The sequence below is a fragment of the Sorangium sp. So ce1014 genome (assembly GCF_051521505.1).
GTDB lineage: Bacteria > Myxococcota_A > Polyangia > Polyangiales > Polyangiaceae > Sorangium.
Genome location: NZ_CP150356.1, coordinates 11,743,525 through 11,768,680, shown reverse-complemented (window position 1 = coordinate 11,768,680; position 25,156 = coordinate 11,743,525). Strand labels below are relative to the sequence as shown.

Below are 25,156 nucleotides of genomic sequence, written 5' to 3'. Positions count from 1 at the left end.
GGAGCCTCGTCGCCGCCGACGTCAGCGCGGCGGCTGCCTCGACGCCTACGTGCCTGCGCGGAAGCGCGAGCTGCCCGTGTCGACCCGCCGGAGCGAAGGCACCGTACCGGGCTGCCATCGCGCTTCGGCGTACTCCATCCGCGTCGCGAGGCGTACGAGATCGGCGATCTCCGGGTACGCCGCGCACGCCGCGGCGAGCCCCTCGGGATCGGAGAGCGGGACAGCCAGCTCCAGGCCGCGCTCCTTGAGGGTGGCGTGCACCGCGGTGGCGAGGTTGCCCGCGGCGAAGAGGCCGGCGCGACGCATGGCGGTGCGGGTCATCTTGACGGCCGCCTCGTAGGTCATCTTGCTGGCGCTGTCGCAGATCTCGCGGAGGCGACGCTCGGCGCGCGGAGGAATGAGCTGCCAGAGGTTCTGCTCGAGCCGCACCACAGCCGGGTTGCCGCGGGTGCTGTGCGCGGTGTCCTCGAGCGGGCCGAAGGCGGCGACGATCGCGGAGAGGAGCGTGCGGAGCTCGTCCTCGGCGCTGGTGTTCACGAGGACATAGTCGGGCATGGCGCCGGCCAGGTGAGCGCCGAGCAGGTACCGCAGCTCGGGGGTGTCCTCGCGGATCTCGCCCCGCAGCAGCACGGCCGGCGGGTTGACCCGGATCACCTGGCCCTCGGGCGACGACGGAGCAGGCGACGGCGCGCGCTGGTGGAAGAGCGCGGTGCGCAGGAGACCGAGGTGACCGGCCACGACACCGTAGAGCTCACCGAGCAGGGTCGGCGAGGTCGGCTGGACCCGCTCGGAGGCGACGAGCCCGGACTGGGCCGCGTCGCGGCGATAGAGGCCCGTCTCCCAGACGAGCGCGAGGGCCTCGTTGACCGGAGACTCCAGGTCACGGAAGAGCAGGGCGCTCACGAGCTCCGGAGCGTCGCGCTGCGCGGCGAGGAGCGGGGGCGAGACGGCGCCCTCGCCGCGCCGGTCGGACGGCTCGTCGCCCTCGAAGGCGCGCAGCACGTGCTCGATGGCGCGGCCATAGGTCATGTTCTTGTCGGCGATCGCGGCCGCCTGGAGGCGCTCGAGGGTGCCCCGATCACCGAGCCGCAGGTGCGCCTGCATCCGGCGGACCGCCAGCGCCTCGCGCGAGCGATCGTCGCGCGGGGCGAAGCTCTCCATGAGCCGCTCGCCAGCCTCGTACGAGCCGGCGGCGAGCTCGCGGAAGAGCGCGGCCTCCTCGAAGCTCTCGGCCGCGGACGGCGGCCACGTGGTCAGGAGACGCGTCGCGGAGGAGGGCGGCTGGAGCGACGCCGGGGCGGAGACCGGCGGCGCGGCGTGCTGCGCGCCGATGCCGGCGCGGCCCGAGGCGGCGCCGCGGCGCGCGGCGTTGCTCTCCGCAGCGCCGGGGGCCGGCGCCCGCGAGGCCGGGGTGACCGCCGGACCATCGAGCAGCTCGTCGTCCGATAGCGCAGGAGAGCTGACCCGGGACGCGTCGGCGGCGATCAGCGACTCGTCGAGCGGATCGTTGAGCTCGACCAGATCGATGTGCGGATTGCCGGAAGCCGGCGCGCTGCCGCTGGATGGCGCGCGGCTGCTCGACGGTGCGACGCCGCTCGACGGCGCGCGGCTGCTCGACGGCGCGCGGCTGCTCGACGGCGCGCGGCTGCTCGACGGCGCGCGGCTGCTCGACGGCGCGACGCCGCCGGCCGCCGAGGATGGGCCGGGCGGCGCCTCGGGTGCCACCGGGGCAGGCTCCGAGGTGATGACCCGGATCAGCGTAGCGTGAGGCACTTCCTCGGGCGGCAAGGTCGCCCGCTCGCTGGCCAGCTCGGCGTTCAGCTCGGCGATCTTCAGCCCCAGCGAACGATCCGAGCCCGCCAGCACCGTGGCCTGCGAGAGGATGTGCGCCGCGCGCTCCGGATCGCTCGCCGAGTGCAGGCGCGCGAGCTGCATCAGCGCGCGCGCCCGGTCGATCCCCGAGCTCTGCGCGACGAGCTCTTCGAGGGCCTTGCGGGCGGCCTCGGGCTCGCCCCGGGCCGCCGTGAGCTCCAGCTGGCGCCGCAGCGCCAGCGCGCGCGTCTCCGGCTCCGCCGCGGCCTCCTCGAGGAGCCGCGCGGCCGTCTCGAGCTCGCCAGCGTTCTGAGCGGTCTCGGCGGCGGCGAGCGCGACGCGACCGCGCGCGCGCATGCCCTGGAGCTCGCCGTCGAGCGCGCGCTCGAACAGCGGAAGGGCGGCGGAGAAGTTCCGCTTCAGCGCCAGACGCTCCGCCATGCCGAGCGCGACAAGCGTGCTCGGGCCGACCTCGGCGTGGCGCCGGGTCAGCTCGCGCATGCCCGCGCCGTGGCCCTGGATGACGTCGAGCGTCTCGGCCAGCAGAAATGCGTGGAGGTCGACGTGCGCCGGGCGCAGGCGCGGCGCGATGCGCCCGAGCTCCTCCACCGCGGCCTGCGCGTCGCGCGGCGTCCCGGTCCCGCGCAGGCGATACTCGATGCGGCGCGCCTCGAGGACGGCGTCGGGAGAGTCCGGGGCGAGCTTCACGGCCCGGCGGGCGCGCTCGAGGGCCGTGGCGTCGTCGCCGAGCATCGAGGTGGCGCGCGCCGCCTCGACGAGCAGCTGCGCGCGCTGCTCGGGCGCGTCGCGCGAGGCGCTGGCGAGCTGATCGAGCGCCGCGGCGAGCGCGTGGCCGTCCCCCTCCCGGCGGGCGATCTCGACGCGGAGCTCGATCACGGCCTCGCGCGGCGCGATGCGAGCGACGCTCTCCAGGGTGTCCTTCGCGGACTCGACATCCCCGCCGCCGAGATAGCTGCTGCACGCGCGGAGGTTGTACTCGGCCCGCTCGTCGGTGGTCGTCGCGAGATCGCCCAGCCTGCACCAGAGCGGGGCGGCGCGGAGCGGCGTCCCGAGCCGCTCGTAGATGTCCGCGAGGAACCGGAGCGCGCTCACGTCGTCCGGCGACGCCGCGAGCAAGGACTCCAGCTCGCCGCACGCCTCGTCGAGGAGGCCGAGGCGCTGCTCGAGCAGGGCAGCGCGCCGGAGCCGCAGCGCTCGCCGCGTGTCCGGCAGCGGAGCCGCCTCGATGCGGCGCGCGAGGAGGGCGGCGACGGCGGCGTGATCGCCGCGGTCGCTCGCGTCCTGCTCGACGACCTCGAGGGCGTGCATGTCGGTGAGGTCCAGCCGGGCGATCGTCTCGTAGAGCGCCACCACGGTGCCGCGATCGCCGAGCTCCTGGGCGAGCGGCGCGAGCTCGCGCAGCACGAGCAACCGCTCCTCGTCGCTGGCAGCGGCGCCCTGGAGGCGCGTGAGCACGTCGAAGAGCTGCCGGCGATCGTCGCTGCGCCGGGCGAGCCGGATGAGCTCGTCGAGGTGCGCCTTGTCGAACGGCGTCTTCTGCGCGGCGTCCAGGAGGAGCTCCAGCGCGCCGTGGAGATCGCCGCCGGCGGCGAGGATGCCGGCGAGCTCGCGCGTCATCTCGAGGCGGACGGCGCCCGTCACGTCCACGCGCGCGAGCTCGGCCAGGAGGAGCGCCTGGAGATCGCCGCCGCGATCCTCGGCCGCGTACAGCCGCCGGAGCCGGGTGACGACCTCGATGCGCGTCTCGCCCTGGAGCTGGCCGCCGGCGAGCGCCCGCTCCAGCGCGACCGTGGCCTCCGCGCGCTTTCCCTCGCGCTCGTGCTTGTCGGCGAGGTGCAGCAGCGCCTCGAGGCGGCGCGCGACGGGCAGGGCGTCGTCCAGAGACCGCTTCAGCGCCTCGTCGCCGGTGGCCTCGACCGCCGCCTCCGCCTCGTAGGCGAGCGCGTCGTCCTCGGGCGCGCGCCGGGCCGCCTCCACGAGCAGCGCCGCCGCGACCGGCGGCACGCTCAGCGCGTCGGCGAGCTTGCTGGCCCACCGGAGCAGGGCAGGACCGACGCTCGAGTGCGGCCTCATCGCGGCGGCGTACACCGCCGCGATGAGGTGCGACGCCGGCTCGGTCTGCTGCGCGAGCTCGCCGACGATGTCGAGCAGCGTCTGGAACTCGTCGATGTCGCCGTCGGCGAGCATCGCGCGCTCGATCGCGGCGAGCGCGAGCGCGGGCGCGTCGAGGACCTCGACGGCGATGCGCGCCATCGCGAGCCCCGCGCGAGCCCCCTCGGGCCCCTCGAGCTTCGCGATGCTGGCCTTGACCGCGCGGTCGAAGCGGATGGCCTCGACCTCCGGCTGCCCGGTGCACTCGACGAGATCGCGGATGGCCGCGCCGACGTCCTCGACGATCGCCGGATCCGGGCGCACGACCATCGCGCGGAGCAGGATGTCGAGGCGCAGCCGGAGGCCCTCCTCCGTGCGGCCGGTGAGGGCCGCGGCGCGCTTCAGCCATGCGTTGCGCGACGCCGGATCGGCGGCCGCCGCCACCCGCTCGAGCGCGCGCACGGCCTCCGCGGGCTCGCCGGCGTGCTCGGCCAGCCGCGCGAGCAGCACGTACGAGGTGCCCTCGGTCGGCACCGCCTCGAAGCTGGCCACCGCGTGCGAGAGCGCGAGCTCGAAGGCGCCGCGCCGCTCCAGCTGCCGCGCCGCGCGGTAATGGGCCGCGCGGCGGCCGTAGCAGCCCAGGGCCGCGTCGGCGAGCAGCCGGTAGGTCTTGTCGAGGACGGCGACGCCGCCGTCGGCGTCGCCGATTTCTCGACGAGCGCGACGGCGTCGGCGCGGAGAGGATCGAGCTCGATCGCGCTCGCCGCCGTGGCCAGCGCCCGCTCGGGCAGACCCTGCTCGTGCGCGAGGTTGGCGGCCTCGATCAGCAGGTTGGCGCGCCTGCGTCGCTCGGGCCCGACGTCGCCCGACCACCTGCTCTCCTCCGCCGCGGGCTGCGCTTCCGCTTCGCCCCGCGTCTCGGCGGCGCGGACGACGATCGCGTCGATCGCGGCCTCGACGCCCGCGAACTCGCACATGTCCCGCGCGTAGCGCTCGGCCCCGCTGCTCGGCGCCACCTCGCTCGCCCGGAAGAACGCCGCCTCGGCGCCGCGATGATCCTCCGCCAGATCCCAGAGCAGGCTCCCGAGCTCGCGCCACGAGGCCGCCGCCTCCTCCGCGGCGTCGCCGCCCTGGGCGGTGAACGCCCGGGCCTTCGCCTCGACCAGCGCGATGGCGCCGTCGGAGCTCAGCCCCTTCGCGTCGAGCAGCGACGACTCGATGCGCTGGACCCGCGCGAGGACCTCCTGGGGGTCGGCCACCGCCGCGGCGGCGCGCGCGAGCTCCTGCGCCGCGCCGTCGGGGTCGCCGCCGTCGAGGCGGCAATCGGCCAGCATGAACATCAGCTCGGGGGCGTGCGGCGCCGTGATCTCGACGGCCAGCCACCGCTCGAGCACGGTCACGGCGAGGTGAGGATCGCCGGCGTGGCGCGCGAGCTCCAGCAGCCGCTCGCGCAGGAGCGGGTTCTGCGGGCCGAAGACGTCGAGCGAGCGCCTCGCGAGCGCCGTGCCGCGGGCGGGATCGAGGTCGTAGAGGGCGTGGAGCGCGCTCGCGAGCGGGGCCGCCATCTCGCCGAGCGGCTTGGGCTGCGCCAGGATCCACGCGAGCGCGTCCGAGAGCCGGGCCGCGTCGCCGGCGACCGCGGCGCGACGGATGAGCTCCGTGGTCGCCTGAGGGCACCCGGGCCGGAGCGCGAGCCAGCGCTGCGTCCACGCGAGCGCGAGCGGCAGCTCACCCAGCGCCTCCAGCGCCCTGGCGAGGCCGTCGCAGAGCGCGCCGCGCGGGAACACCGTGGTGATCGAGCGCTCGATCGCGGCGACGACCGCGCGATCGACCTCGAACGGAGGCGCCTCGCCTGCCTCCGCGGCGGCGGCGAGCTCCGCCGTGAAGATCGACGCGAGCGTGGCCGCGGCGCGCGTGCACGACGGATCGGCCTCGCAGGCGAGCACCGCGATCTCGCGCGAGAGCGGCGCGGCGCGCTCCCGCTCGTAGAGCGCCGCGGCGACCGCGAGCAGCACCGCGCGCAGCGCCGGCCAGACGGGCGCGGCGAGCTGCACGATCGCGTCGGCGCGCTCTCGCAGGCGCCCGGTCCGCGTGGCCAGCACGAGCGCAGCGCTGGCGGCGCCGCGGTGCCCCGGCGCCTCGACGAGCAGCGGCGACACCTCGTCGAGCGCGCGGGCGTCCTGGCCCTGCCGCCGGGCGATCGCCGACAGGAGCAGCCGGGCGCGCACCAGCTCGACCCGCGTCAGCAGGGGCACGCGCATCGCCTCGGACCTCGCGGAGCGCGCGCCCTCGGCCTCCGAGGACGGCGGCCGCGTCGCCTCGGCCAGCCGCGCGCGCAGCAGGGCGTCGAGCGCGGCGCCGCCCCCGGTCCGCCGGCTCAGCCGATCGAGCGCCAGGAGGCAGCCGCGGTCGGTCGGCAGCGCCCGCGAGAGCCCCACGAGCGCCTCCTCGTAGGCGGCGCGCTCGGTCGGGCGACCCCGGTAAATCACGACGAGCCGGCGGAGCGCGTCGATCCGCCCCTCGGCCGCGTCCGCGCCGCGGAGCGCTCGCTGCGCCGCGGCGAGCGCCTCGTCCTGCGCCTTGAGCCGCTCCGCGATCCGCTGGAGCCCCGCCGCGGAGCGCTCCGGGTCGCCGCCGACGTCCTTCAGCGTCTCGAACGCCCACTGCGCGAGGCCGGGGTCGCCGATCTTCTCTTCCGCGAGGCGGGCGAGCTCCGAGAGCGCGTCGATCCGCGCCGCCGCGTCCTCTCGCGCCCTCGCCTCCGAGCCCTCGCCGATGCGGATGAGCGCCTCGACGAGGGGCGCCATGTCGTGCAGGGTCGCCGCGTGCTCGCGCAGCGCGGAGCGCGCCGCCGCGCTGCTGGAGTCGCTCACGGCGGCCTCGATCCAGGCCTCCACGGCGCGGTCGGGGCTCGCGAGCGGGCCGGCATAGAGCCGCGCAAGCGCCGTGTACGCCTCTGCCCTCGGCCCCCCCACCCGCTGCTCGGACTTGATCTCGAGCCGCGCGGCCACGAGCTCGTAGAGCCCCGCCTGCTCGATCACCTCGTCGATCACGCGGGCTGCGTCGCCGTCGACCTCGCCGTCGAGGCCCGCGTCGAGCACGCAGCCGACCGCGCGCGCCCAGTCTCCCTCGTTCGTCGCGCCCTGGAGCCGGTGGCCGTGGACCGCCATCGCGCGCTGCAGCGCGGAGGGGGCAGAGGCCTCGCCCCCGGACGCCCGCGCCGCGAGCGCTTCGGCGTGCGCCCGGAGCACCTCGTCGGCGGCGCCGTGCCGGCTGCGCACGAACAGCGCGGCGGCCATGGCCTTGGCGGCCACGTCGTCGTGAGGGGCGATCTCGAAGGCGCGCAGGCGGTCCTCGAACGCCGCCTCCCGCTCCCGCGCGGCCTCGCGCCGCTTGGCCGCCTCCAGGTACGCCTTCGCCGCGACCGTGGGGAACACCTCCTCCGACGCCCAGGCGGCGATCGTGCCGAGCAGCTCGCTCGCCATCGCGTCGTCCGGGGCGAGCTCGCTCGCCTCTTCGAGCGCATCGACCGCGCCCGCGACGTCGCTGGCGCGCGCCAGGAGCACGGCGATCTTCACCAGCACCCGCGCCGTCGCGCCGGGCGGCTGCGCGTCATCGCGGAGGCCGCGCAGCGCCGCTGCGGCCAGGGCTGGCTCGCCCAGCCCCGCCAGCCAGCCGGCCAGCTCGCCCCTCATCGCGGGGTCGTCGCCCAGCGAGAGCGCTCGGCGAGCCAGCGCCGCCGCCTTGTCGAGCTCGACGCCGCGCGCGGCGAGGATCCTCGCGAGGGCGAGGGCCGCCTCGCGCTCCCCACGGGCGTCGCCGGCGGCGCGGCGGTCGTCCACGCGCGCGCGCCAGTAGGCTTCTTCAGCGCGCGGGCCGCGGTGGCGCGAGACCGGCGCGACGGATCGACTCCCCCCGATGACCAGCTGCCCCGCAGAGGCGGGCCCCGCTGGCTCCATCAGCTCCGCCGAATGCAGCGTCCTCCGCGCGCCCGACGCTGATGCTGCCCGTTCCGGAGGTGAAGAGCTCATTTCGGCAACCAGCTTCGGGTATTCTGAACCCGCTCAGCCTACCAGAACGACCGAGGTACAAGGCCAATCTTCCGGTGCGATCTCGCGCCCTACCGGAGCGTCACCGCGAACGGTAACACCGTCAGCGCCCTCTCTCCGGCCAGGAGCGGCGCCATCGCGGCAGCAAAGGTGCCTACCTCCGGCGCGACGCCGAGCCACTCGGGCAGCAGGGCCCCCGCCATCGCCTCCCGCGCGCGCGCCTTGAGCGCCGCGCGGTCCGGGGTCCGCGCGGCGCTCTCGCCGGTCTCGTCGCCGCCGGCCAGGAGCTCGAGCAGCCCTCCATCGTCCTGCTCGATCTCGACCGGCGCGTCCGCGGGCAGCTTCGCGAGCTCGCGCGCGAGCGCTACCGCCCGCTCCAGCCCGCCGAGCTCATCGACGAGCGAGCGCCCCTGGGCCTCGATCCCGCCGAAGATCCGCCCCTCCGCGGACGGCGCGATCGTCTCCAGCGGGAGGTTCCGTCCCACCGTGATGCGCTTCAGGAACAGGTCGTAAACCGCCTCCATGGAGGCGAGCACGCGGGCGCGGGTGGGCTCGTCCCAGGGCGTGAGCGCCGACATGTACGCGGCGCGCGCCGCCCGCTCCGGATCCGGGTTGGCCGCGACGGTCTCTGCGTTGATCCCGATCTCCGCGAGCGCCTTCCCGACGGCGAACTTGCCGCCCACGACGCCGATCGAGCCGATGATGCTCGTCGGCTCGGCGAGGACCTTGGTGCCGGCGCAGGCGAGGTAGTAGCCGCCGCTCGCCGCCATGCCGCCGATCGACACGACCAGCGGCTTCTCCTCCCGCAGCCGCATCAGCTTCTGCCAGAGCAGATCCGAGGCCAGCGCGGACCCGCCGGGCGAGTCGATCCGGAGCACGACCGCCTTCGTGCTCGTGTCCTTCGTGAGGCGCGTGATGATCCGTCCGAGCTCGCGCTCGCCGATCCCGTCCGACGAGCCGAGCGGCACCCCGCTGGCGGTCATGGTGATGCCGCCGATCGCCGGGACCACCGCCACGTGCGGCGTGCCCAGCGTGCTCGCCCCAGAGATCGAGCGGAACACGTCCACGAGGCTCCGCGAGAGGCTCGGGTCGCGCGGGGCACCGCCGAACCGCGGCACGGAGATCTCGGTGCCGGAGAGCTTCTTCGCGTCCTCGATCGCGGCCTCGAGATCGCCGAGCTCATCCACGAGCCCCCTCGCCTTCGCGTCCTCCGGGGCGAACGGGCCGTCCTCGACGGCCTCGCGGAGCTCCTGCTTGCCGCGCCCCTCCACGATGCCCGAGAGCCACGCCTCACGCAGCCCGCCCAGCGCCGACTGGAGCGACTGACGCGCCTCAGGGCTCGCCCCTTCGCGCGTGAACGGCTCGCTCGCGCCCTTGAACTTCCCCACCTGAAGGAAGTCGACGTCCACGTTGAGCTTGTCGAGGAGCCCCTTCGCGAACACCAGCTGCGCCGCGATCCCCACCGTGTCGACCTGCCCGGCCGGGCTCAGCCAGAGCTTGCTGCAGGCGGCGGCCGCCAGCAGCATCGTCGCGTTGTTGTACTCGTCCGCGTGACACACGACCGGCCGCCCCGCCGCGCGGATGTCGCCGAGGATCCGGCCGATCTCGTGGGCTCGCGCGAACCCGAGGCGCGCGCTCCCGAGCCGCACGAGGAAGCCCTTCGCGCCCTCGGCCTCGGAGAGCGCCCGCAACGACTGCACGAGCTGCGCGTGCGTCCTGCCGCTGGGCGGGCCGAAGAGCGACGCCGATGCGCTCTCGGGGAGCCCGCGCGAGAGATCGATCTCGATGACCGCCGGCTCGTCGAGGCGCCCGGCAGGCGGCGCCGGCAGCGACGCCGCCCGCTCTCTCCCGGTGCACCCTGCCATCGATGCTGCCACCGCGAGGACGCCGGCACCGGCCCACCGCATCCGTCGAGCTCGGCGCTTACTCATGCTTGATTCCAGGCAGATCGGAGGTGTCGATCGCCGGCGCTGTCGTGCTCGGCGAGGCGGTCGGCGGCGGGTGCACGCCGGGAAGGTCGCTCGTGTCGATCGTGCCGCCCGGGGCGACATAGTCGTCCGGCACGCGGCCGTCGTCCGGCTCCGGCCCCCGCCGGACGCGCCCCGGCGGCGCCGGCGCGGCCGACGGGCTCGGGTCGGGAGCGCCCGCCGGAGGGCTCTCCGGGCGCGCGCTCGAGGCCGGCTCGGCGCCGCCGCTCGGCTTGTCCTGCGCCTTCTCGATCCGGTCGATGAAGGCCCGGAGCGGGCGCGCGAGCAGGTGCGGCCGGCTCGTGGCGAGCAAACGCTCGTTCTCGACGCGCGCGGCCGCGAGATCGCCGGACCGCGCGAGCGCGACCACGAGGAGCGCCCGCGCCCGCCCGGGGATCTGCTCGATGCTCGCCGCCGCCCGGAGCCGCTTCACGGCCCAGCTCGGCTGGGCCTCCGCGAGATCGAGCGCGGCCAGCGTGAGGGCGTTCTCCGGCTGCGCGCTCTCGGCCGAGATCGCGCCGACGAGCTGCCGCGCCGAGGCGAGGTCCCCCTGCATGCGGAGCAGATCGATCGCGGCACGGTTCACCTCGGCGTCCTCGGGCGCGACGCGCCGCGCGTGCTCGACCGCCTTGCCAGCGCGGTCGATCGCGCTCTGGAGCTCGTGGCGCATCGTGTCCAGATCCGGATCGTCCTCGGCGAGCAGCTGCAGCCGCAGCCACCGCATGTCCGCGTTCACCGTCTCGACCCGGGCCAGCGCCACGGCGACCCGCGGGTCGTCCTCGGCGAGCGCGCTCGCCTTGACGAGCTTGTCCCTCGCCGTCTCGAGATCCCCCTCCGTCAGGCTCCGCTCGCCGTCGGCGAGCAGGGTCGCGACGCGATCGTCGCTCGTCGTCGGCCGGGCCTGGGCGGCCGGCTTGAGGTACTTCGGTCCGAGGGTCGCGACGCTCACCACCATGAGACCGATGACGATGAGGCCGACGATCCACCGCGCGATCCCGGTCCTCCTCATGGGCAGCGAGGTGAACCGCGGTTCCCCGTCCCCTTCGTCGGCGTAAGAGGGCCCCCCGTCGGGGTCGGCGGGCGACACAAGCGGCATCGGCGCCCCCGCCCTCCGCGCTGCGCGATCCTCCGCGGCGGCGCGCGGCGCCCCGCCGCGCCTCGCCGCGGGGCCGTCTTCTCCCTGGCCGTCGGCCGGAGCAGACGCGGCCGCGCGCTCGATGCGCGGCGGCGGGACGCTGTTCGGGATCCGCAGCGGAGCGAGCCCGGCAGCCCGCCCCGACGCTTCGCCGCTGGCGTCGGCGGCCCCGGGCTTGACGCTGCCGTGGCGCACCTCGGCGACCCCGGCGCCGCGGAGCGTCCGCGGCTCATGCCGGCGCGCGGGGTGCGCGTCCGGCAGCGGCGGCGCCTCTTCCGGCGGCACCACGACCCCGGGCAGCGCGCTCGGCTTGAGCATCGCCTGCGCCGGAGCGCCGGCGTCGGGCTCGTAGACCGCGGGCATCGTGGCGCGGCGCGGCGAGGGGCGCTCCTTCGCGGACTGGACCTCCCGCACGTCCCGCACGATCGTCTCGGCCTCGTGGACGGACTCGGGGCCGGCCTCCTCGCTGGGCTCCGCGCGCGGGAGCGGGATCGCGATCGAGACCTCGGTCTGCGCCGGCGCTGGGCCGCCGAGCCCCTGCGGCGTCAGCGACCTCGAGCGGCCGGCCAGCGGCGAAGGCCCGCCGATGCCCAGCGCGGTCCCGGCCATGACCACGCTGCCCGGGCCCTTGAAGAACGGCTCCAGCTCCGCGATCGACCCGAGCCGCCGCGGCCGCGCGTTGCCGCGCGAGATCACGTCATCGCGGGTGATCTGGCCCTGGGCGATCGCCGCCTGGAGCTCCCGGAGCATCTTGAACTCGAGCTCCCTGCCGCCGAGGGTGCGCACCACCCACCTCTCGGGGAGGGCGCCGCCGGTGCGGCGCACCTTGAACTGGTAGCCGCAGTTCGTGCACTTGACCGTCGTACCGCGCTCCGACACGAGCGCGTCGTCGAACTCGTATTCGGTGCTGCAACGCTCGCAGGTGACATCCATCTGCTCGACCGGTCCCCGTGTCCTCGCGAACGGCTGGCCCACAGGCGCGAGCCTGCCGGGATCCCTCGTTCGGAGGTGGCCGCCCGGAACTCGGCGGAACGGTAGCACGGGTTCCCCTGCGCGCCCCAGGCGGTCCGCGCCGCGCCGCGCCATCCTGCCCGGTCGCTGCGAACCGGCCTCCGCGAGGCGCGGCGCATGGGCCGCGCAGCGTCGCGCCGCGCGCGGCCACATCCCGACGTGAACGCGGCTTCACGGCGCGCGCGCGAGCGGCCGAAATTTGCCGCGCCTCGCCGGGCTTGTTCGGGGCATGTCGCTTGCTACGCTCGTCCGGTCGCGACCGTCACGCGCGAGGGCGCCGCCCCTCGACGCCGGGCGGCCGAATGCCTTCGGGAGACGGTGAATGAAGCGACTTACTCTGCTGGGTCTCGCGAGCGTGATGGCGCCCCTCCTCGCGGGTTGCCCCATCTACGATGACGCCGACAGCCACTACTTCTGTGATGCCGAGGACTGCGGGCCCGGCGTCCCGAGCTCGAACGGCTGCGAGGAGCCGGCCGACTGCGGGGTCAACGAGACCTGCGGCGATGACAACGAATGCCACGTCGGCGACTGCACCACGTGGGGGTGTAGCGGCGGCTTCGAGTGCGTGATCGCCGACGATCACACCGCCTCGTGCGTCGCGACCGGCTCCTCCGGGGAGGGAGGAGGAGGCGGCGGCGGCGGCAGCGGAGGGGGCGGCGGCGACGCGGTGTACTGCGGCAACCCCGACGACTGTGCCGAGGGCGAGACCTGCGCGCCGGACGGCACGTGCCAGCCCGGCAGCTGCGATCAGGTCCTCCCGAGCGGCGAGCCCCTCGGGTGCATCCACGGCTATGTCTGCGAAGGCAACGGCGACGCTGCGACCTGCGTCCCGGCGACCCCGGCCGCGTGCGGCGCCGACGCCGACTGCGCCGGCCTCGGCGCTGACTACCTCTGCGTGAGCGGCATCTGCACCGCGCCTCAGGACCAGTGCTTCGACCAGACCCAGTGTCCGGTCAACGACAAGTGCGTCGAGGGCAAATGCACGCCGGCCTGCAGCGAGGACGCGGACTGCCCCGGCAGCTACCGCTGCGACGCGACCCTCGGCATCTGCTCCCAGCCTGCGCAGCCCTGCGTCATCACCGACGACTGCGGCGGCCCCGCTGCCGTCTGCGTCGACGGCGCCTGCGTTCCGAGGAGCGACGGCGCCGACTGCCCCGAGGGCGACGTCTGGGTCGAGAACGGCTGCATCCCGAATCAGTCGAGCAACTTCGTGTGCGGCGAGGATGGCGCGCAGGACGTCTGCGCGCCGGGGTCGATCTGCCTGCACCACAGCTGCTACATCTCGTGCGAGCAGCCGAACCCGAACGCCTGCGACAACCAGTCGCCCTCGCTGAGCGAGTGCAGGACCGTGACGACGTTCTCCGGCGTGCATCAGGTGTGCGGATCGAGCGAGAACCTCGGCGGCGAATGCGAGCCCGAGACGTCCTGCAGCGACGGCGGGGTCTGCGTCGACGGCTTCTGCCGCTAGCGCAGCGGCGCTCCTCGCACCGCGCTCGTATCCACGGCAGGGCGCCCGCGCGCCCTGCTCCCTCCGTGCGCAATATGCCCTTGGCATGCGCGCTGCCTCACGTCCCGCCGGTCACTGTTCCAGCCACGTGAATCCACGCTGAGGGATACGCGATGCTCGCGCCCCGAACGCTGTGCGAACCGACGGAGCCACAATGAAGGCAACCGATCTCGTCTACTACATGGCCGACATGTTCCCCTACAGGAGAAGGAGCTCACTCGACTGGATCGTTCCCGTTTCGATCGGCCTCGGCCTCGGCGTCGCGGTCGGGGTCGGGGTCGGCGTCCTGGTCGCGCCGACCTCGGGTGACGAGGCGCGCCGCCGGCTGCGCGACAGCACAGGCCGGCTGCGTGAGCGCGCCGAGAAGGTCAAGGATCGCGCCCTGGGCGCCGCGCGGCGGGCTCAGGACGAGATCCAGGAGAGCACCAGCGCGACCCCCGGGGAGCGCTCGTTCGCCAACGACCTCGGCATTCGCTGAGCGAGCCCCCGGAGCAGGGCGCGAAGGCGCCGCACCGTCCCAGCGCGGCGCGGCGCCTTCCATCATTTCCCGAACGCTTTCCGGCGGCCGAGCGACATCTGCGCAGCCCGAGCGGCACAAGCGATGCTTTTCCGAGAGCAGATGGATTGAACGAGCCACCTCGCGAAGCGCGTCACAGGGGCCCTCGTCGAATGATGTATTACCGGACGCTCACTGCATTCTTCCCAGGCCGCACGGAAGCCGCGGGCGCGCTTGGCCGCCTCCTCGCCCTGGGCGTCGCCGCCGAGGACATCAGCATGGTGCCCAAGCCGCACTCCCGTCTGGGCGAGATCGAGCTGACGATCCACAGCAAGGCGTCCGAAGGGGCCGCCTTGGGCGCTGTGATCGGAGGGCTCCTCGGGGGCGCGCTCGCCGCGATGACGGCGGGAGGCGCGCTGATCATCCCGAGGCTCGATGCGTTCCTGGCGGGGCCCCTCGTCGCGTGCCTCGCCGGAGCGGGCGCCGCCGGCGCGGCCGGCACCCTGCTGGGCGCCGTGCTCGGCGCGCGCTTGCCCGAGTACGAGGCGCGGCGGCTCGACGAGGCCGGCAGCACGGGCGGCGGCGCGGTGCTCTCCGTCCGGTGTCTGCCCGACGTGTCCCGCAGCGTCGAAGAGGTGCTGAGCGAGAGCGGCGGTCGGCGCATCCGCAAGGCGTACAGCCGTCAAGCCTGATGGACGCTCGCCCGGCGCGGCGCGACCTCGTGGACGACCGGCGCGCAGCGGCCAAGGCGACGCCTCGCGCCAGCGGCCCGCCCCGGGCGCGCGTCCCGGTGCGCGCGCCCGGGGCGGCCGTCGAGCGCTGTCCTGGCCGAGGTTCCGCACGACGGGTGCGACGTGGGGCGGCGCGCATCCCGCAAGACGCGGCGCAGGTGCCGCCGGAGGCGCACGCGCAGGTGGTGGGGGGTCAGGGCGACGATCCGAGCTGTTCCTGGGATCGCGCCTGCTCGTCGAGGAAGGTTCCGACCGCCTGAGCGAAGGTGCTCTTGACATAGCTGCGGGTCGCGAAGGACCCGAGCCTGCTGAGCACGCGCGGCGTCAGGCCCCCACCGAGCAGGAACCCGAGCCCAGCCGCCGCAGCGATCGCTACATGCGGGTTCTCCCGCGCGAACGCCGAGACCGCCCGTGTGACCTCCGTTGCGTCGAGCCGACCGAGCGCGTCGTTCACCTTCTCCCGCGCCTCGCGCTCCCGTGTCGCCTCGACCTCGCTTTCCGTCATGGTGACCTCCTCAACCCAGCCGTGTAACGACCCGTCCGATCAGGTAGCCCACCGCGGCCACCACGCACAGCGTGGCCACGGGGCGCTCGTGCACGAGCGAGACAAGCCGCTCGTCCGCGCGGCGGGCCTCGCTGAGGACGCGAGGGAAGACGGCGGGAACGTTCGCTTGCCGCTCCCCGAGCACGGGCTCTTCTTCGATGCTTGCATCCTTGACGACCATCGTGAGCCGGTCTCCAGCAATGCCCGAACCACCCGAAAGACGTGCATCGGCTGCACGATCCGGAGACCGGCGCGCCAGCGCGGGGCAGCAGGACGAGGAGATCCCGGAGAGAAGCGCGCGCGACGCGCGCGGGGCGAAGGCGCCTTCCGGGACGTTCGTGCTCACAGAAGGAGGGCGCCGGTGGAGCGCGGCCCGCGGTGGCCTTGCACGTCGGCTGCGCCCCTGCGGACCACCGCCCGCCTGACGGGCCCACGAGCGCGGAGCCTCGTGCTGGCGCACGAAGGTGGACCGCCTAGAAGCGCACGCCGAACGTCCTGAGCGCGCCGCGCAGCGCGCCCGCGCCGTCGCACACGGCCACGCGCTCGGCGTGGGGCATCTGCGCCGCCCGCTGCGGATCGCCCTTGAACCAGACGGCTCGCATTCCTGCCGCGAGCGCGCCGTCGACATCTGCAGCGAGGGAGTCGCCCACGTGGACCACCGCGGCGAGCGGCGCGCCGAGGCGCTCGGCTGTCCACGAGAAGATCTCCCTGCCCGGCTTCTCGAACCCGAGCCGCCCCGAATCCGCGACCGCCACGAAGTGCGCAGACCAGCCGAGCTCTTCGACCAGCTCGGCGAGCCGGCCCTCCGAGTTCGACAGCACCGCGACCGGCACGCCGGCCCGCCTGAGCTCGACCACGACGTCGATCATCCCGGCGATCGGCCGGCGCCAGAGATTCTTCCGGGGCTGCTCCGTCCAGAGCCAGTCGACCGCCGCGTCGAGCGCGCCGGCCGGCACGCCGCCCGCCTCGAGCAGGCGACGCATCATGATCTTCCACGGGTGCCCGCCGAGCCCGCGCAGGATCGCGTCGTTGTAGGCGCGCCATCCCTCGTCGACCGCCCCCTCCAGCTGCTCCCCGGACGCGGCGATGCCCCGCTCCGCGAGGCGGGCGGAGAGCAGCCCGGTGTCGAGCTCCACCAGGGTCTGGCCAAAGTCGAAAGAGACGGCGGTAGCAGGCTCGTTGCGCATGATCACTCGGCGTACATCGCCTCGATCTCGCGCGCAAAGTTCTGGCTCACGTTGCGCCGCTTGATCTTCAGCGTCGGCGTGAGCTCGCCGTCCTCGATGGTGAAGCCGCGCGGCAGGATCGAGAACTTCTTGATCGTCTCGACCTGCGCGAGCTGGCCGTTCACCTCGTCGACGGCCCGCTGCACGGCCTCCTGGATCTCCGGCGACGCGCGCGAGAGATCGCCGCTCTGCCCGCGCTCGGCCGCGAAGCGCTTCACGGCGTCGGGCGCCAGCACGAGCAGGGCCGTGAGGAACCTGCGCCCGTCGCCGACGACCACCGCCTCGGCGATGAGACCGTGGCGCTTCAGCGCCTCCTCGATGTTCTTGGGAGAGACGTTCTTTCCGCCGGCCGTGATGAGGATTTCCTTCTTCCGCCCGGTGATGTGGAGGAACCCTTCCTCGTCGAACCTGCCGAGATCCCCCGAGCGGAGCCAGCCGTCGACAAGGGCTTGCGCCGTCGCCTCCTCGTCCTTGTAGTAGCCGAGGAACACGGTCGGCCCCTTCACGAGGATCTCGCCGTCGTCGGCGATCCTCACGTCCAGGCCCGGCACCACGGGGCCGACGGAGCCGAGCTTCGTCCTGCCCGCCAGGTTGTAGGTCGTCGCGCCGGTCACCTCCGACTGACCGTAGACCTCGGTGATCAGGAGATCGAGCGACGCGAAGAGCTCGAGGAGCTCCTTCGCGATGGGGGCCGCGCCGCTGCTGCACACGTGCGCCCGGCCGAGCCCCAGGGCCGCCTTCACCTTCGAGTAGACGAGCTTGTCGAAGAGGCGGTGCTGCAGCGCGAGCAACGGCCCCGGCTTCTCGCCCCGCGCGCGGAGCTCGCTGTGCTGGAGGCCGACGCGCCGCGCCTGATCGAGCGAGAGCTTCTGCAGGCCCTTCGCCCCGGAGAGCTTCGCTTCGACCCCGGCCCTCATCTTCTCCCAGACGCGCGGGACCCCGAAGAAGGCGGTCGGACGCACCTCCCTGAGGTTGTCCGCGAGCGCCTCCATCGACTCGGCGAAGTACACGGCCGCGCCGACCGAGGCCGGGATGTGGATCGTGAACATCTGCTCGGCGATGTGCGACAGCGGCAGGTAGGACAGGCCGATGTCCCAGGGCGAGACCGGGAGGATGCGCGCCGCCAGGTCGGCCGAGCTCGTGAGGTTCTCGTGGCTCAGCATGACCCCCTTCGGCGGCCCCACCGTCCCGGAGGTGTAGAGCAGCGTCGCGAGCCCCCGCGGCTCGAGCGCGTCGAGCCGCTGCTCGAGCAGCTCGTCCGAGATCCGGCTGCCCCGGGAGAGGAACTCGTCCCACGACAGCACCCGCGGATCGCCCTCCGGCGCCGCGCCCCGCATCAGCACCACCCACGAGAGCTGCGGCAGCCGATCCCACTGGCGGAGGACCTTCTCGAGCTGGCCCCTGTTCTCGACCAGCACGAGCTTCGAGGCCGAATGGTGCACGACGTGGCGCACCTCCTCGGGCGAGCACGTCGTGTAGATGCCCGCGGGAGCGCCCCCGATCGCCATGCCGGCCACGTGGAGCACCACCCACTCGGGCCGGTTGAAGCAGAGGAGGCTCAGCTTGTCGCCGGGCGCGACGCCGAGCGCGATGAGCGACTTGCCGGCGCGCCGCACCTCGCTCGCGTACTCCCGGAAGCTGGTCATCCTCCAGAACCCACCCTCCTTGACGTAGTGGGCTGGAGCCTCGGGCCGCGCCTTCGCCTGACCCAGCAAGCGCCGCGGAATCGAGTCACAGGGCATCGGCTACCTCTTCACGAGAAATGGTGCGCAAGTCAGGGCGAGCTTCTCACATCCTCCCCCCAGGTACAGGAACCTCGCCGCGAGTGATATTTCTTACAATAGCAGCCGCCGCGTCGGGTTGCTGAGGGCGAGGCGATCCTGCTGCGCGCTTCTGTCCGGCGGCGCTCAGGGCGCGCGCTCGTCCGGCGCGCGAGGGCGGCTGCGCGCTCCGGCGTGGGCGGCCCGGCGGTGGTCAGGGCTGCGGTTCTGGGTCGGACGCCGGCTCGCCGTCATGGGCGAGCCGATCGTCATGGGCGAGGCGATCGGCGCCCGCCCGATGCGGTGCAAGCGCTTGCCCGCGCTGCCGCCAGCTTGACTGGACGTCGCTGGATCAGGACCATTCTGCGGTGAGCGAGCCCAAGGGTACGAACGACGAGGCTGACTGGGCGGTGGACTCCGCTCGCAGCAACGAGCTCGCCGCCTCGGGCCCGCCGGAGCATGTGCAGACTGCGATCGACGCTCGGACCCTGCGGTCCACGCAGCTGCCCGTCCCTGTGTCCGCCGAGCCCCCGCCGACGGTCCCCATGCGGCGCCCGGAGCGCGACGCGCCGACCCCCGTCGGCCGGGATGCGCCGCCGGACGTGCCGCTGTCCCCTTCCGACCGGGACCCGCGCAGCCTCGGCAAGTATCGGTTCATCGCGACGCTCGGGCACGGGGGCATGGCGGACGTGCACCTGGCGGTCGCGGTGGGGCCGGCAGGCTTCAGCAAGCTGCAGGTCATCAAGCGCCTGCGGCCCAACATCGCCGACGAGCCCGAGTTCCGGGACATGCTCCTCGACGAGGCCCGCCTCGCCGCCCGGCTGAACCACCGCAACGTGGTGCAGACCAACGAGGTCGGCCTCGCGGACGGCGAGTACTTCATCGCCATGGAGTACCTCGACGGGCAGCCGCTCAGCCGGGTGATCTCCCGCGCGCGCGAGCGGGAGCGCGCGATCCCGCTCGCCGTCTTGCTGTGGATCCTCAGCGAGGTGCTGGCCGGCCTCCACTACGCCCACGAGCTCGTCGACTACGACGGGACGCCGCTCCACGTCGTGCATCGCGACGTCAGCCCCCACAACATCTTCATCACGTACGACGGACAGGTGAAGATCGTCGATTTCGGGATCGCCCTCGCAGCACACCGCGTCGTCGAGACGCAGGCCGGCACGCTGAAGGGCAAGGTCGCGTACATGGCGCCGGAGCAGGCGTTCTCGCACTCCTCCCAGATCGATCGGCGCGCCGACCTCTTCTCGGCCGGCGTCATCCTCTGGGAGGTGCTCACCGGCCGCCGCCTCTGGCGCGGCCTGACGGATCCGCAGATCATCTCGCGCCTGATGCGGGACATCCCGGACGTGCGGTCCGCCCGCCCCGACGTGCCCTTCGAGCTCGCGCGCATCTGCGCCCAGGCGCTCGCCCACTCGCCCAACCGGCGCTATTCGACGGCCGCCGATCTGCGCGCGGAGCTCGATCGCTACGCGGAGCGCCTGAGAGAGCAGGTGGCGGCCGAGCAGGTCGGCGAGCTCATGGGCGAGCTGTTCGCCCACGAGCGGGCCGAGATCCGGGCGATCATCGATCGCCAGCTCAAGCAGCTGCGGGAGCACGGCCCCGACGCGGGGGGCGCGGAGCTCGCCGGCCGCGCGTCGAAGCTGCCTTCGCTGCCGATGCGCGAGCCGCTCGACTCCTATCCTTCCTCGGATGAGGGGGCGATCACGACCTCCTCGCCCTCGACGCCTGCGCGTCCGCTCCACCGCTCGAGCCCGCCGCAGGCGACGCTCCACGCCGTCGTGCGGACCGAGCCCGCCCCCGCCGCTCAGCCCGCGCCGGCGCCGCGGCGCTCGCGGCTGCCGCTCGTCGCGTCCGCAGCGGTCATCGCGCTGATCGGTGCCGCGACGCTGTACCTGAAGGTGCGCGATCCGGGCCGGCAGAGCGCCCGCATGACCGCGCCGCCGGCCCAGAGCGCACCGCCTGCGCCGACACTGCCGAGCGCCGAGCTCTCGCCGCCGGCAGCCGAGAGCAGCGCCCGACGCGCGGGGGCGGACGCTGCGCTCCTCCGCGCGTCGATCAAGGCGAGCCCGACCAGCGCGCAGATCCTCGTCGACGGGGTCGCGCTCCCCTCGAATCCTTTCGATGGCAAGCTCATCAAGGACGGCGCGGCGCACCGGATCGAGATCTCCGCTCCAGGCCACGTCGCGCAGCGACGGATGCTCGTGTTCGACAGGGACATCGAGCTCGAGGTGACGCTTTACCAGGCGCAGAAGGGGCCGGCCCCCTCCCCCGCGGCCAAGGCCGCCGCGCAGCCCGTCGCGCCCCCTGCCAAGGTGGCTCCGCCCCTCGCCTCACCCGCCGAGGAGGCTCCGCCCCTCCCGCCGCCGAAGCCCGATCCGTACTGACGCGACGGACGCGCTTACAGATCCCTGTAGCCCGTGGGCGGATCGACGAGCTTGGCCGCCTTCGCGACCCCGCGGAACACGTAATCCGAGTAGCTGTAGGGGCCGTCCGACCACACGAGAAAGTCGTCCTCGAGCAGCCCGTTCGGCGCCCCCCCGCAGAGCTCGGGCGCCGCGAGGACGGGGCCTTCGTTGTAGATCGGCGCCGACGCGCTCACCTCTTCCTCGGCTTCCTCCATGGCGGCCAGCGCCCCGGCGTGCCGGTCCGCATCGAGCTCGTCCACGGGGTAGAGCTCCCAGTCGAGCAGCACGAGCTCCGGGTGCGGAGGGTCGTTCGGGGCCGACGCGAAGGGGGCGTGGGTGGCCTCGGGGAGGCCCGTCCGCGCGAGCGCCTCGAGCAGGCGGCCCCGGTAGCGCTCCGCCGCCTCGTCGGGGGTCCAGAAGGCCGTGAGCGCCGCGATCACCTCCTCGGTCCTCGCCTCTCGCCACAGCGAAGGATCGCGCGAGCCGAGCTCGATCCCGCGCTCTTTCTTCAGGCGCGCCTGGAACGCGGCGGCGGGCGGCGCGAACTCCGGCAGCTCGGCGAGGGCGTGATCGACGGACCAGTGGAGCCGATGATCGACCTCGCGCACGTACCGGTGCTTGCCGAGAGCGCGGAGGAGTCGGGCGATTTCGTCGGGTGTGCGCGCTGCGAACGACCAGGCAAGCATCATGGGGCTGAGCTCATGGATCCGTGCAGGGGACGGCGCGCCGAGCTGGCTCGCCGGCGCCGGCCAGGCGGCGGGCGTCGAGCCCCTCGGCACGGGGTGACTTTCCATCGCACGGCCGCGGCGTCGATCACTTCTTGCCGGGCACGTGCCACACCCCGGCGAACCACACCAGCGATCCGTCGGAGCGGCGTACGGTGGCGGTGGGAGCGAAATACCCGCCCGGCGGGACGGCCTCCCATCGCCCCGGCTGCCACGCCCAGCGGCGGCTCCGCCACTGCCACTCGCCGTCGATCCAGACGAGGCCCGGCTCCTCGGGCGGCGAGAGGATCTCGACCCGCGCCGGCGGCGGCGGATAGGGCACGACCACCGCGGGCTCGCTCGGCAGGTGGGGGCCGGTCGGAGGCAGCGGGAGCGAGCTGCCGCAGCCCGCGAGGGCGAGGAGCAGCGCGATCGGGGCCCCGAGCGCGCGGCGGAGCTGGGCCTTCATCCGGCGTCGATCCATGAGAAATACGCGTCGAGGACGTCGCGGCCGACGAGCAGGCATTCCAGCGTCGCGAGCGCGAGGAACGGGCCGAACGCGATGCGGGCCTGGCCGAACCCCTCGCCGGGCGCCTCGGCGAGCGGATCCTGCGCGATCTCCTTCTCGGCGGCCACGCGCTCCTCGGGGGACATCGCCGCGAGCTCGGCGCGGATCTGCTCCCGCTCGAGGCGCACCGCCTCGGGCTCCTCGATGCTCCCGCGCAGGAGCAGCATGCCGATCGCCACGATCGAGCCCTGGATGGCGCCGGCGCCGAGCACGAAGAGGGCGCCCCCCCAGCCGAACCAGGCGCCCGCCAGCATGAGGAGCTTCGCGTCGCCGAGCCCCATGCCCACGCGGCCGCCGCGGATCCGCGGGTAGAGCACGACGAACGGGAGCCAGACGACGGAAAAGCCGATGGCCGCGCCGAGGAGCGCGTCGGTGAAGCCCATCGAGCGCAGCGACGCGGTGGCGACGCCGAGCACCGCGCCGCCGATCGTGATCGCGTCGGGGATGTACATGTGCTCGAGGTCGATGAACGTCGCCGCGAGCAGCCCGAGCGCGAGCGCGAGATCGGCGGTGTACGTGGCGAGCGCGTGGAGGATCGGCGTCGACCAGGGGAGCTGGAGGATGATGAGCTCGACGATCGCGAGCGACAGGACGCCGCCCGCCGCCTCGACGAGCGGATACCGCGGCGACACCGGCGCGCCGCAGCAACGGGCGCGACCGCGCAGCAGGAGGTAACTGAGGACGGGGATGTTGTCGAAGGCGCGGATCGGCGTGCCGCACGCGGGGCAGCGCGAGCCCGGCCGGACGACGCTGAGCTCGCGCGGGACGCGGTGGATGACGACGTTGAGGAAGCTCCCCCAGAGCAGGCCGAAGCAGAGCGCGAAGGCGCGCAGGAACCACGGAGGGAAGTCGGCGAGCATCACCGGCGGCTCATGTCCTCGGGCTCGAGGCCGCGAGCCGGAGCATCATCGTGAGCGCCTGCTCGAGCTCCGCGACCGTGGGTTGAACGGGGTTCTCGGAGAGCGCCGCCTTGAGGTCGATGAGGCGCCCGCCGAGCTCCTGGTAGTGCCGCCGCACGCCCTCGGTCGGCGCCTCGGCGACCCACCGCTTCACGATCTCGCGCAGCTCGTCGAGATCGCTGCTGGCGAGGAGCTGCGCCATCTGCGAGGCCATCGGATCCGGTGCGTCGCTCACGCCCTGCCCCATCCCGGCCAGCATAGCGCGCGCACTTTGACGGGCGAGGGGTCCTGCGACATAAGGCGGAGCGCTTTCGAGGAACCGTGCCGACGAGGACGCCCGCCGTTGCCCTGATCCTGTTCGTCGCCGCCGGCATCACCGGAGGGTCCGGCTGCGGCCGCGCGGAGCAGCAGCAGCAGCAGCAGGCCGGGGAGAGGCGCGCGGACGGAGGCCCGCCGGTGACGGCCGCGCCGCCGGGGAAGGTGCTCGAGGCGGCCGAGAACGAGTCGCCCGCCGCGAGCGCGATGCCGCAGGCCGGCGCCGCGGCGGCGGGGCCCGCGCGCATCGAGATCCCCGCCGGGAAGCTCGTCGCGGGCAGCACGCCCGGGGACAAGGGGCGCGATCCGACGCTCGAGCCGGCGTTGCTCGACATCGAGCTGGGCGGCTTCACCATCGATCGCTACCTGTACCCGAACGACCCCGCGCAGGCTCCGCTCACCGGCGTGACGCGGGCGCGCGCCTCGGAGCTCTGCCAGCAGGCCGGCGGGCGGCTGTGCGCCGAGCTCGAGTGGGAGCGCGCGTGCAAGGGCCCTGAGGGGACGCCCTACGCGGGCGGGGCCGCGTGGGACCCGGCGTGCGCCAAGGCGCCGGCGTCGTGCGCGTCCGGGTTCGGCGTCGTCGGCATGGGCGCCGCGCTGCGCGAGTGGACCGCGAGCGACGTCGCGCCGATCGAGGACCTCCAGCCCAAGGCCGCCGCCGTGCGAGGGGCCACGGCGAGCGCGAGCGGCGTGGATCATCGGTGCGCGCGCCGCGCGGCGGTCGATCCGAGCGCGTCGGGCGACGACATCGGCTTCCGGTGCTGCCACGGCGCGCCGAACGCGGCGTCGATCCCGTCGCCGCAGTGGCAGCAGACGTTCCGGCGCGCGGAGATCGGGCCGCAGCAGGTCGCCGAGCTGCTCGCGTCGGTGCCGCAGCTCCGCGATCTCGGCGGGGAGGTGTCCTTCTTCAAGGAGCCTGACGACGTGAACGTCGTGCTCAGCCGGGGCCGGACGCGGCTGTCGCCGAGCGGCACGCCGGCGCTCCAGCCCGAGGCGGGCCCGCCCCCGAACACGACGCTCACCACCTCGCCGCTGCTCTGGAACCCGGCGCCGGGCGAGGAGGTGCTCGTGGTGACGGGGAAGTCCGACGACGACACGTTCATCGTCGCGTTCCTGAAGCTCCCTGGAGACCGCTACCGGATCGCGTCGTCGCTCCTGCTGAAGGGCGAGCCGGGGCCGATCGCGCTCGGCTTCAACGGCTACGTGCGGCGGCGGCTCACGTGGGCGACCTGCTGGGATTGCCGCGGTGAGTCGGGCAACATCTCCTACCGGGACGACCACCGCGTGGTGATCACGCAGCGGTGATCGCGCGAGAGCGCCGGCCGTGCCCGACCTGTCAGGCGTCGGTGCCGAGCAAGGCGTGCCGGTACGTCGTGGCGTACTCGATGAGCCGCTCGACCGTATCGACGAACTCGGAGCGGTCGAGCGACTCGGTGGGCAGCTCGGCGCACAGCAGGATCTGGTTCCGCTCGTCGAGGGCGAACTTGGCGACGCGCATGTCGCGGTTGGCCTCGATCAGGTGACGGAGCAGGCCGAGCATCTGACCGATCCCCTCGGCCAGGGGCGTAAGCCTCGCTCCGTCCTCGTCGCGGCCGTCCGTGTCGACCGGATCGAGCACGCCGAACATCGAGAGCACGACCCAGTTCTCGGTGCACTGGACGAAGAACGGCGGGAGCTCGACGACCCCTTCCTCGCGCGGACGGATGCGCAGGGTCGACGGCTTCTCCAGCTCGGCGCTGTAGCCGATGTCCTCCGTCCAGCGCTGCAGGGTCGCCACGTCGATCACGGTTCAACGTGATCGCCCCGCTGGCGCCGGAGATCAAGGTGCGCGCGCGGCGAGACGCTCGTGCGGGTCGCCCTGGGGCGCCCGAGGCGCGTCCGGCGCCGGCGCGGCCGCGCAGCCGAGCTC

At 74.0% G+C, this 25,156-nt stretch carries 17 protein-coding genes; 5 read left to right on the top strand and 12 right to left on the bottom strand.

Translation table 11 applies throughout. The features are described from left to right. Positions 1-45 precede the first annotated feature (45 nt). The 3 genes from WME75_RS44320 to WME75_RS44310 form a co-directional block, all read right to left on the bottom strand. Positions 46-4,476 carry a tetratricopeptide repeat protein gene (locus tag WME75_RS44320; RefSeq protein ID WP_437484103.1) on the bottom strand — a complete coding sequence of 1,477 codons (4,431 nt, stop codon included), beginning with the start codon at positions 4,474-4,476 and terminating at the stop codon, positions 46-48. A 3,568-nt stretch (positions 4,477-8,044) separates the two neighbouring features. Next, positions 8,045-9,904 (bottom strand): S49 family peptidase, encoded by a 1,860-nt coding sequence (locus WME75_RS44315; RefSeq protein ID WP_437484100.1) that lies wholly within the window; start codon positions 9,902-9,904, stop codon positions 8,045-8,047. Beyond that, the gene (locus WME75_RS44310; RefSeq protein ID WP_437484097.1) at positions 9,897-12,008 is read right to left on the bottom strand and encodes a zinc-ribbon domain-containing protein; all 2,112 of its coding nucleotides are present in this window, start codon (positions 12,006-12,008) and stop codon (positions 9,897-9,899) included. Before WME75_RS44310 ends, WME75_RS44315 begins: the two co-directional genes overlap by 8 nt. A 400-nt stretch (positions 12,009-12,408) precedes the next feature. On the opposite strand from WME75_RS44310, the gene WME75_RS44305 reads away from it, so the two are divergent. The 3 genes from WME75_RS44305 to WME75_RS44295 all read left to right on the top strand — a co-directional run bounded on the left by WME75_RS44305 (position 12,409) and on the right by WME75_RS44295 (position 14,781). After that, positions 12,409-13,554 carry a hypothetical protein gene (locus tag WME75_RS44305; RefSeq protein ID WP_437484094.1) on the top strand — a complete coding sequence of 382 codons (1,146 nt, stop codon included), beginning with the start codon at positions 12,409-12,411 and terminating at the stop codon, positions 13,552-13,554. A gap of 193 nt (positions 13,555-13,747) precedes the next feature. Next, positions 13,748-14,071 carry a YtxH domain-containing protein gene (locus WME75_RS44300; RefSeq protein ID WP_437484092.1) on the top strand — a complete coding sequence of 108 codons (324 nt, stop codon included), beginning with the start codon at positions 13,748-13,750 and terminating at the stop codon, positions 14,069-14,071. 296 nt (positions 14,072-14,367) lie between these two features. Further along, the gene (locus WME75_RS44295; protein ID WP_437484089.1) at positions 14,368-14,781 is read left to right on the top strand and encodes a hypothetical protein; all 414 of its coding nucleotides are present in this window, start codon (positions 14,368-14,370) and stop codon (positions 14,779-14,781) included. 232 nt (positions 14,782-15,013) lie between these two features. Here the strand turns inward: WME75_RS44295 and WME75_RS44290 are convergent, their stop codons facing one another. From WME75_RS44290 to WME75_RS44275, 4 genes are all read right to left on the bottom strand, one after another. Continuing rightward, positions 15,014-15,325 (bottom strand): hypothetical protein, encoded by a 312-nt coding sequence (locus WME75_RS44290; RefSeq protein ID WP_437484086.1) that lies wholly within the window; start codon positions 15,323-15,325, stop codon positions 15,014-15,016. A 10-nt stretch (positions 15,326-15,335) separates the two neighbouring features. Next, positions 15,336-15,710, bottom strand: a complete 375-nt coding sequence (locus WME75_RS44285) for a hypothetical protein (RefSeq protein ID WP_437484083.1) — start codon at positions 15,708-15,710, stop codon at positions 15,336-15,338. A 127-nt stretch (positions 15,711-15,837) separates the two neighbouring features. Further along, a complete protein-coding gene (locus WME75_RS44280) occupies positions 15,838-16,551 on the bottom strand; it encodes an HAD family hydrolase (protein WP_437484080.1) in 714 nt (237 codons plus the stop codon). A gap of 2 nt (positions 16,552-16,553) precedes the next feature. After that, positions 16,554-18,332: an AMP-dependent synthetase/ligase gene (locus WME75_RS44275; protein WP_437484077.1), complete on the bottom strand. Its 1,779-nt coding sequence runs from the start codon at positions 18,330-18,332 to the stop codon at positions 16,554-16,556. 386 nt (positions 18,333-18,718) lie between these two features. Here WME75_RS44275 and WME75_RS44270 point away from each other — a divergent pair, with 386 nt between their 5' ends. After that, positions 18,719-20,740 (top strand): serine/threonine protein kinase, encoded by a 2,022-nt coding sequence (locus WME75_RS44270; RefSeq protein ID WP_437484074.1) that lies wholly within the window; start codon positions 18,719-18,721, stop codon positions 20,738-20,740. Positions 20,741-20,754: 14 nt separating this feature from the next. Here the strand turns inward: WME75_RS44270 and WME75_RS44265 are convergent, their stop codons facing one another. From WME75_RS44265 to WME75_RS44250, 4 genes are all read right to left on the bottom strand, one after another. Further along, entirely contained in the window at positions 20,755-21,450 is a 696-nt protein-coding gene (locus WME75_RS44265; RefSeq protein ID WP_437484071.1) for a hypothetical protein, read from the bottom strand. A gap of 124 nt (positions 21,451-21,574) precedes the next feature. After that, the gene (locus WME75_RS44260) at positions 21,575-21,934 is read right to left on the bottom strand and encodes a YXWGXW repeat-containing protein (RefSeq protein WP_437484068.1); all 360 of its coding nucleotides are present in this window, start codon (positions 21,932-21,934) and stop codon (positions 21,575-21,577) included. After that, complete coding sequence (locus tag WME75_RS44255) at positions 21,931-22,893, bottom strand: prepilin peptidase (protein ID WP_437495052.1); 963 nt, start codon at positions 22,891-22,893, stop codon at positions 21,931-21,933. The genes WME75_RS44260 and WME75_RS44255 overlap by 4 nt, the downstream gene beginning before the upstream one ends. Positions 22,894-22,903: 10 nt before the next feature. Beyond that, positions 22,904-23,167, bottom strand: a complete 264-nt coding sequence (locus WME75_RS44250; RefSeq protein WP_437484065.1) for a hypothetical protein — start codon at positions 23,165-23,167, stop codon at positions 22,904-22,906. Positions 23,168-23,253: 86 nt separating this feature from the next. Here WME75_RS44250 and WME75_RS44245 point away from each other — a divergent pair, with 86 nt between their 5' ends. After that, entirely contained in the window at positions 23,254-24,552 is a 1,299-nt protein-coding gene (locus WME75_RS44245) for a formylglycine-generating enzyme family protein (protein WP_437484063.1), read from the top strand. 31 nt (positions 24,553-24,583) lie between these two features. Here WME75_RS44245 and WME75_RS44240 read toward each other — a convergent pair whose 3' ends face one another. Continuing rightward, positions 24,584-25,024 (bottom strand): YbjN domain-containing protein, encoded by a 441-nt coding sequence (locus WME75_RS44240; RefSeq protein ID WP_437484060.1) that lies wholly within the window; start codon positions 25,022-25,024, stop codon positions 24,584-24,586. Between the last annotated feature and the right edge of the window lie 132 nt (positions 25,025-25,156).

Bases quoted from the DNA above. Each gene is read 5' to 3' on its own strand.
- WME75_RS44265 (WP_437484071.1), bottom strand. From the start codon at position 21,450: ATGATGCTTGCCTGGTCGTTCGCAGCGCGCACACCCGACGAAATCGCC.
- WME75_RS44315 (WP_437484100.1), bottom strand. From the start codon at position 9,904: ATGAGTAAGCGCCGAGCTCGACGGATGCGGTGGGCCGGTGCCGGCGTC.
- WME75_RS44295 (WP_437484089.1), top strand. From the start codon at position 14,368: ATGGTGCCCAAGCCGCACTCCCGTCTGGGCGAGATCGAGCTGACGATC.
- WME75_RS44305 (WP_437484094.1), top strand. From the start codon at position 12,409: ATGAAGCGACTTACTCTGCTGGGTCTCGCGAGCGTGATGGCGCCCCTC.
- WME75_RS44310 (WP_437484097.1), bottom strand. From the start codon at position 12,008: ATGGATGTCACCTGCGAGCGTTGCAGCACCGAATACGAGTTCGACGAC.
- WME75_RS44255 (WP_437495052.1), bottom strand. From the start codon at position 22,893: ATGCTCGCCGACTTCCCTCCGTGGTTCCTGCGCGCCTTCGCGCTCTGC.
- WME75_RS44275 (WP_437484077.1), bottom strand. From the start codon at position 18,332: ATGCCCTGTGACTCGATTCCGCGGCGCTTGCTGGGTCAGGCGAAGGCG.
- WME75_RS44290 (WP_437484086.1), bottom strand. From the start codon at position 15,325: ATGACGGAAAGCGAGGTCGAGGCGACACGGGAGCGCGAGGCGCGGGAG.
- WME75_RS44300 (WP_437484092.1), top strand. From the start codon at position 13,748: ATGAAGGCAACCGATCTCGTCTACTACATGGCCGACATGTTCCCCTAC.
- WME75_RS44260 (WP_437484068.1), bottom strand. From the start codon at position 21,934: ATGAAGGCCCAGCTCCGCCGCGCGCTCGGGGCCCCGATCGCGCTGCTC.
- WME75_RS44280 (WP_437484080.1), bottom strand. From the start codon at position 16,551: ATGCGCAACGAGCCTGCTACCGCCGTCTCTTTCGACTTTGGCCAGACC.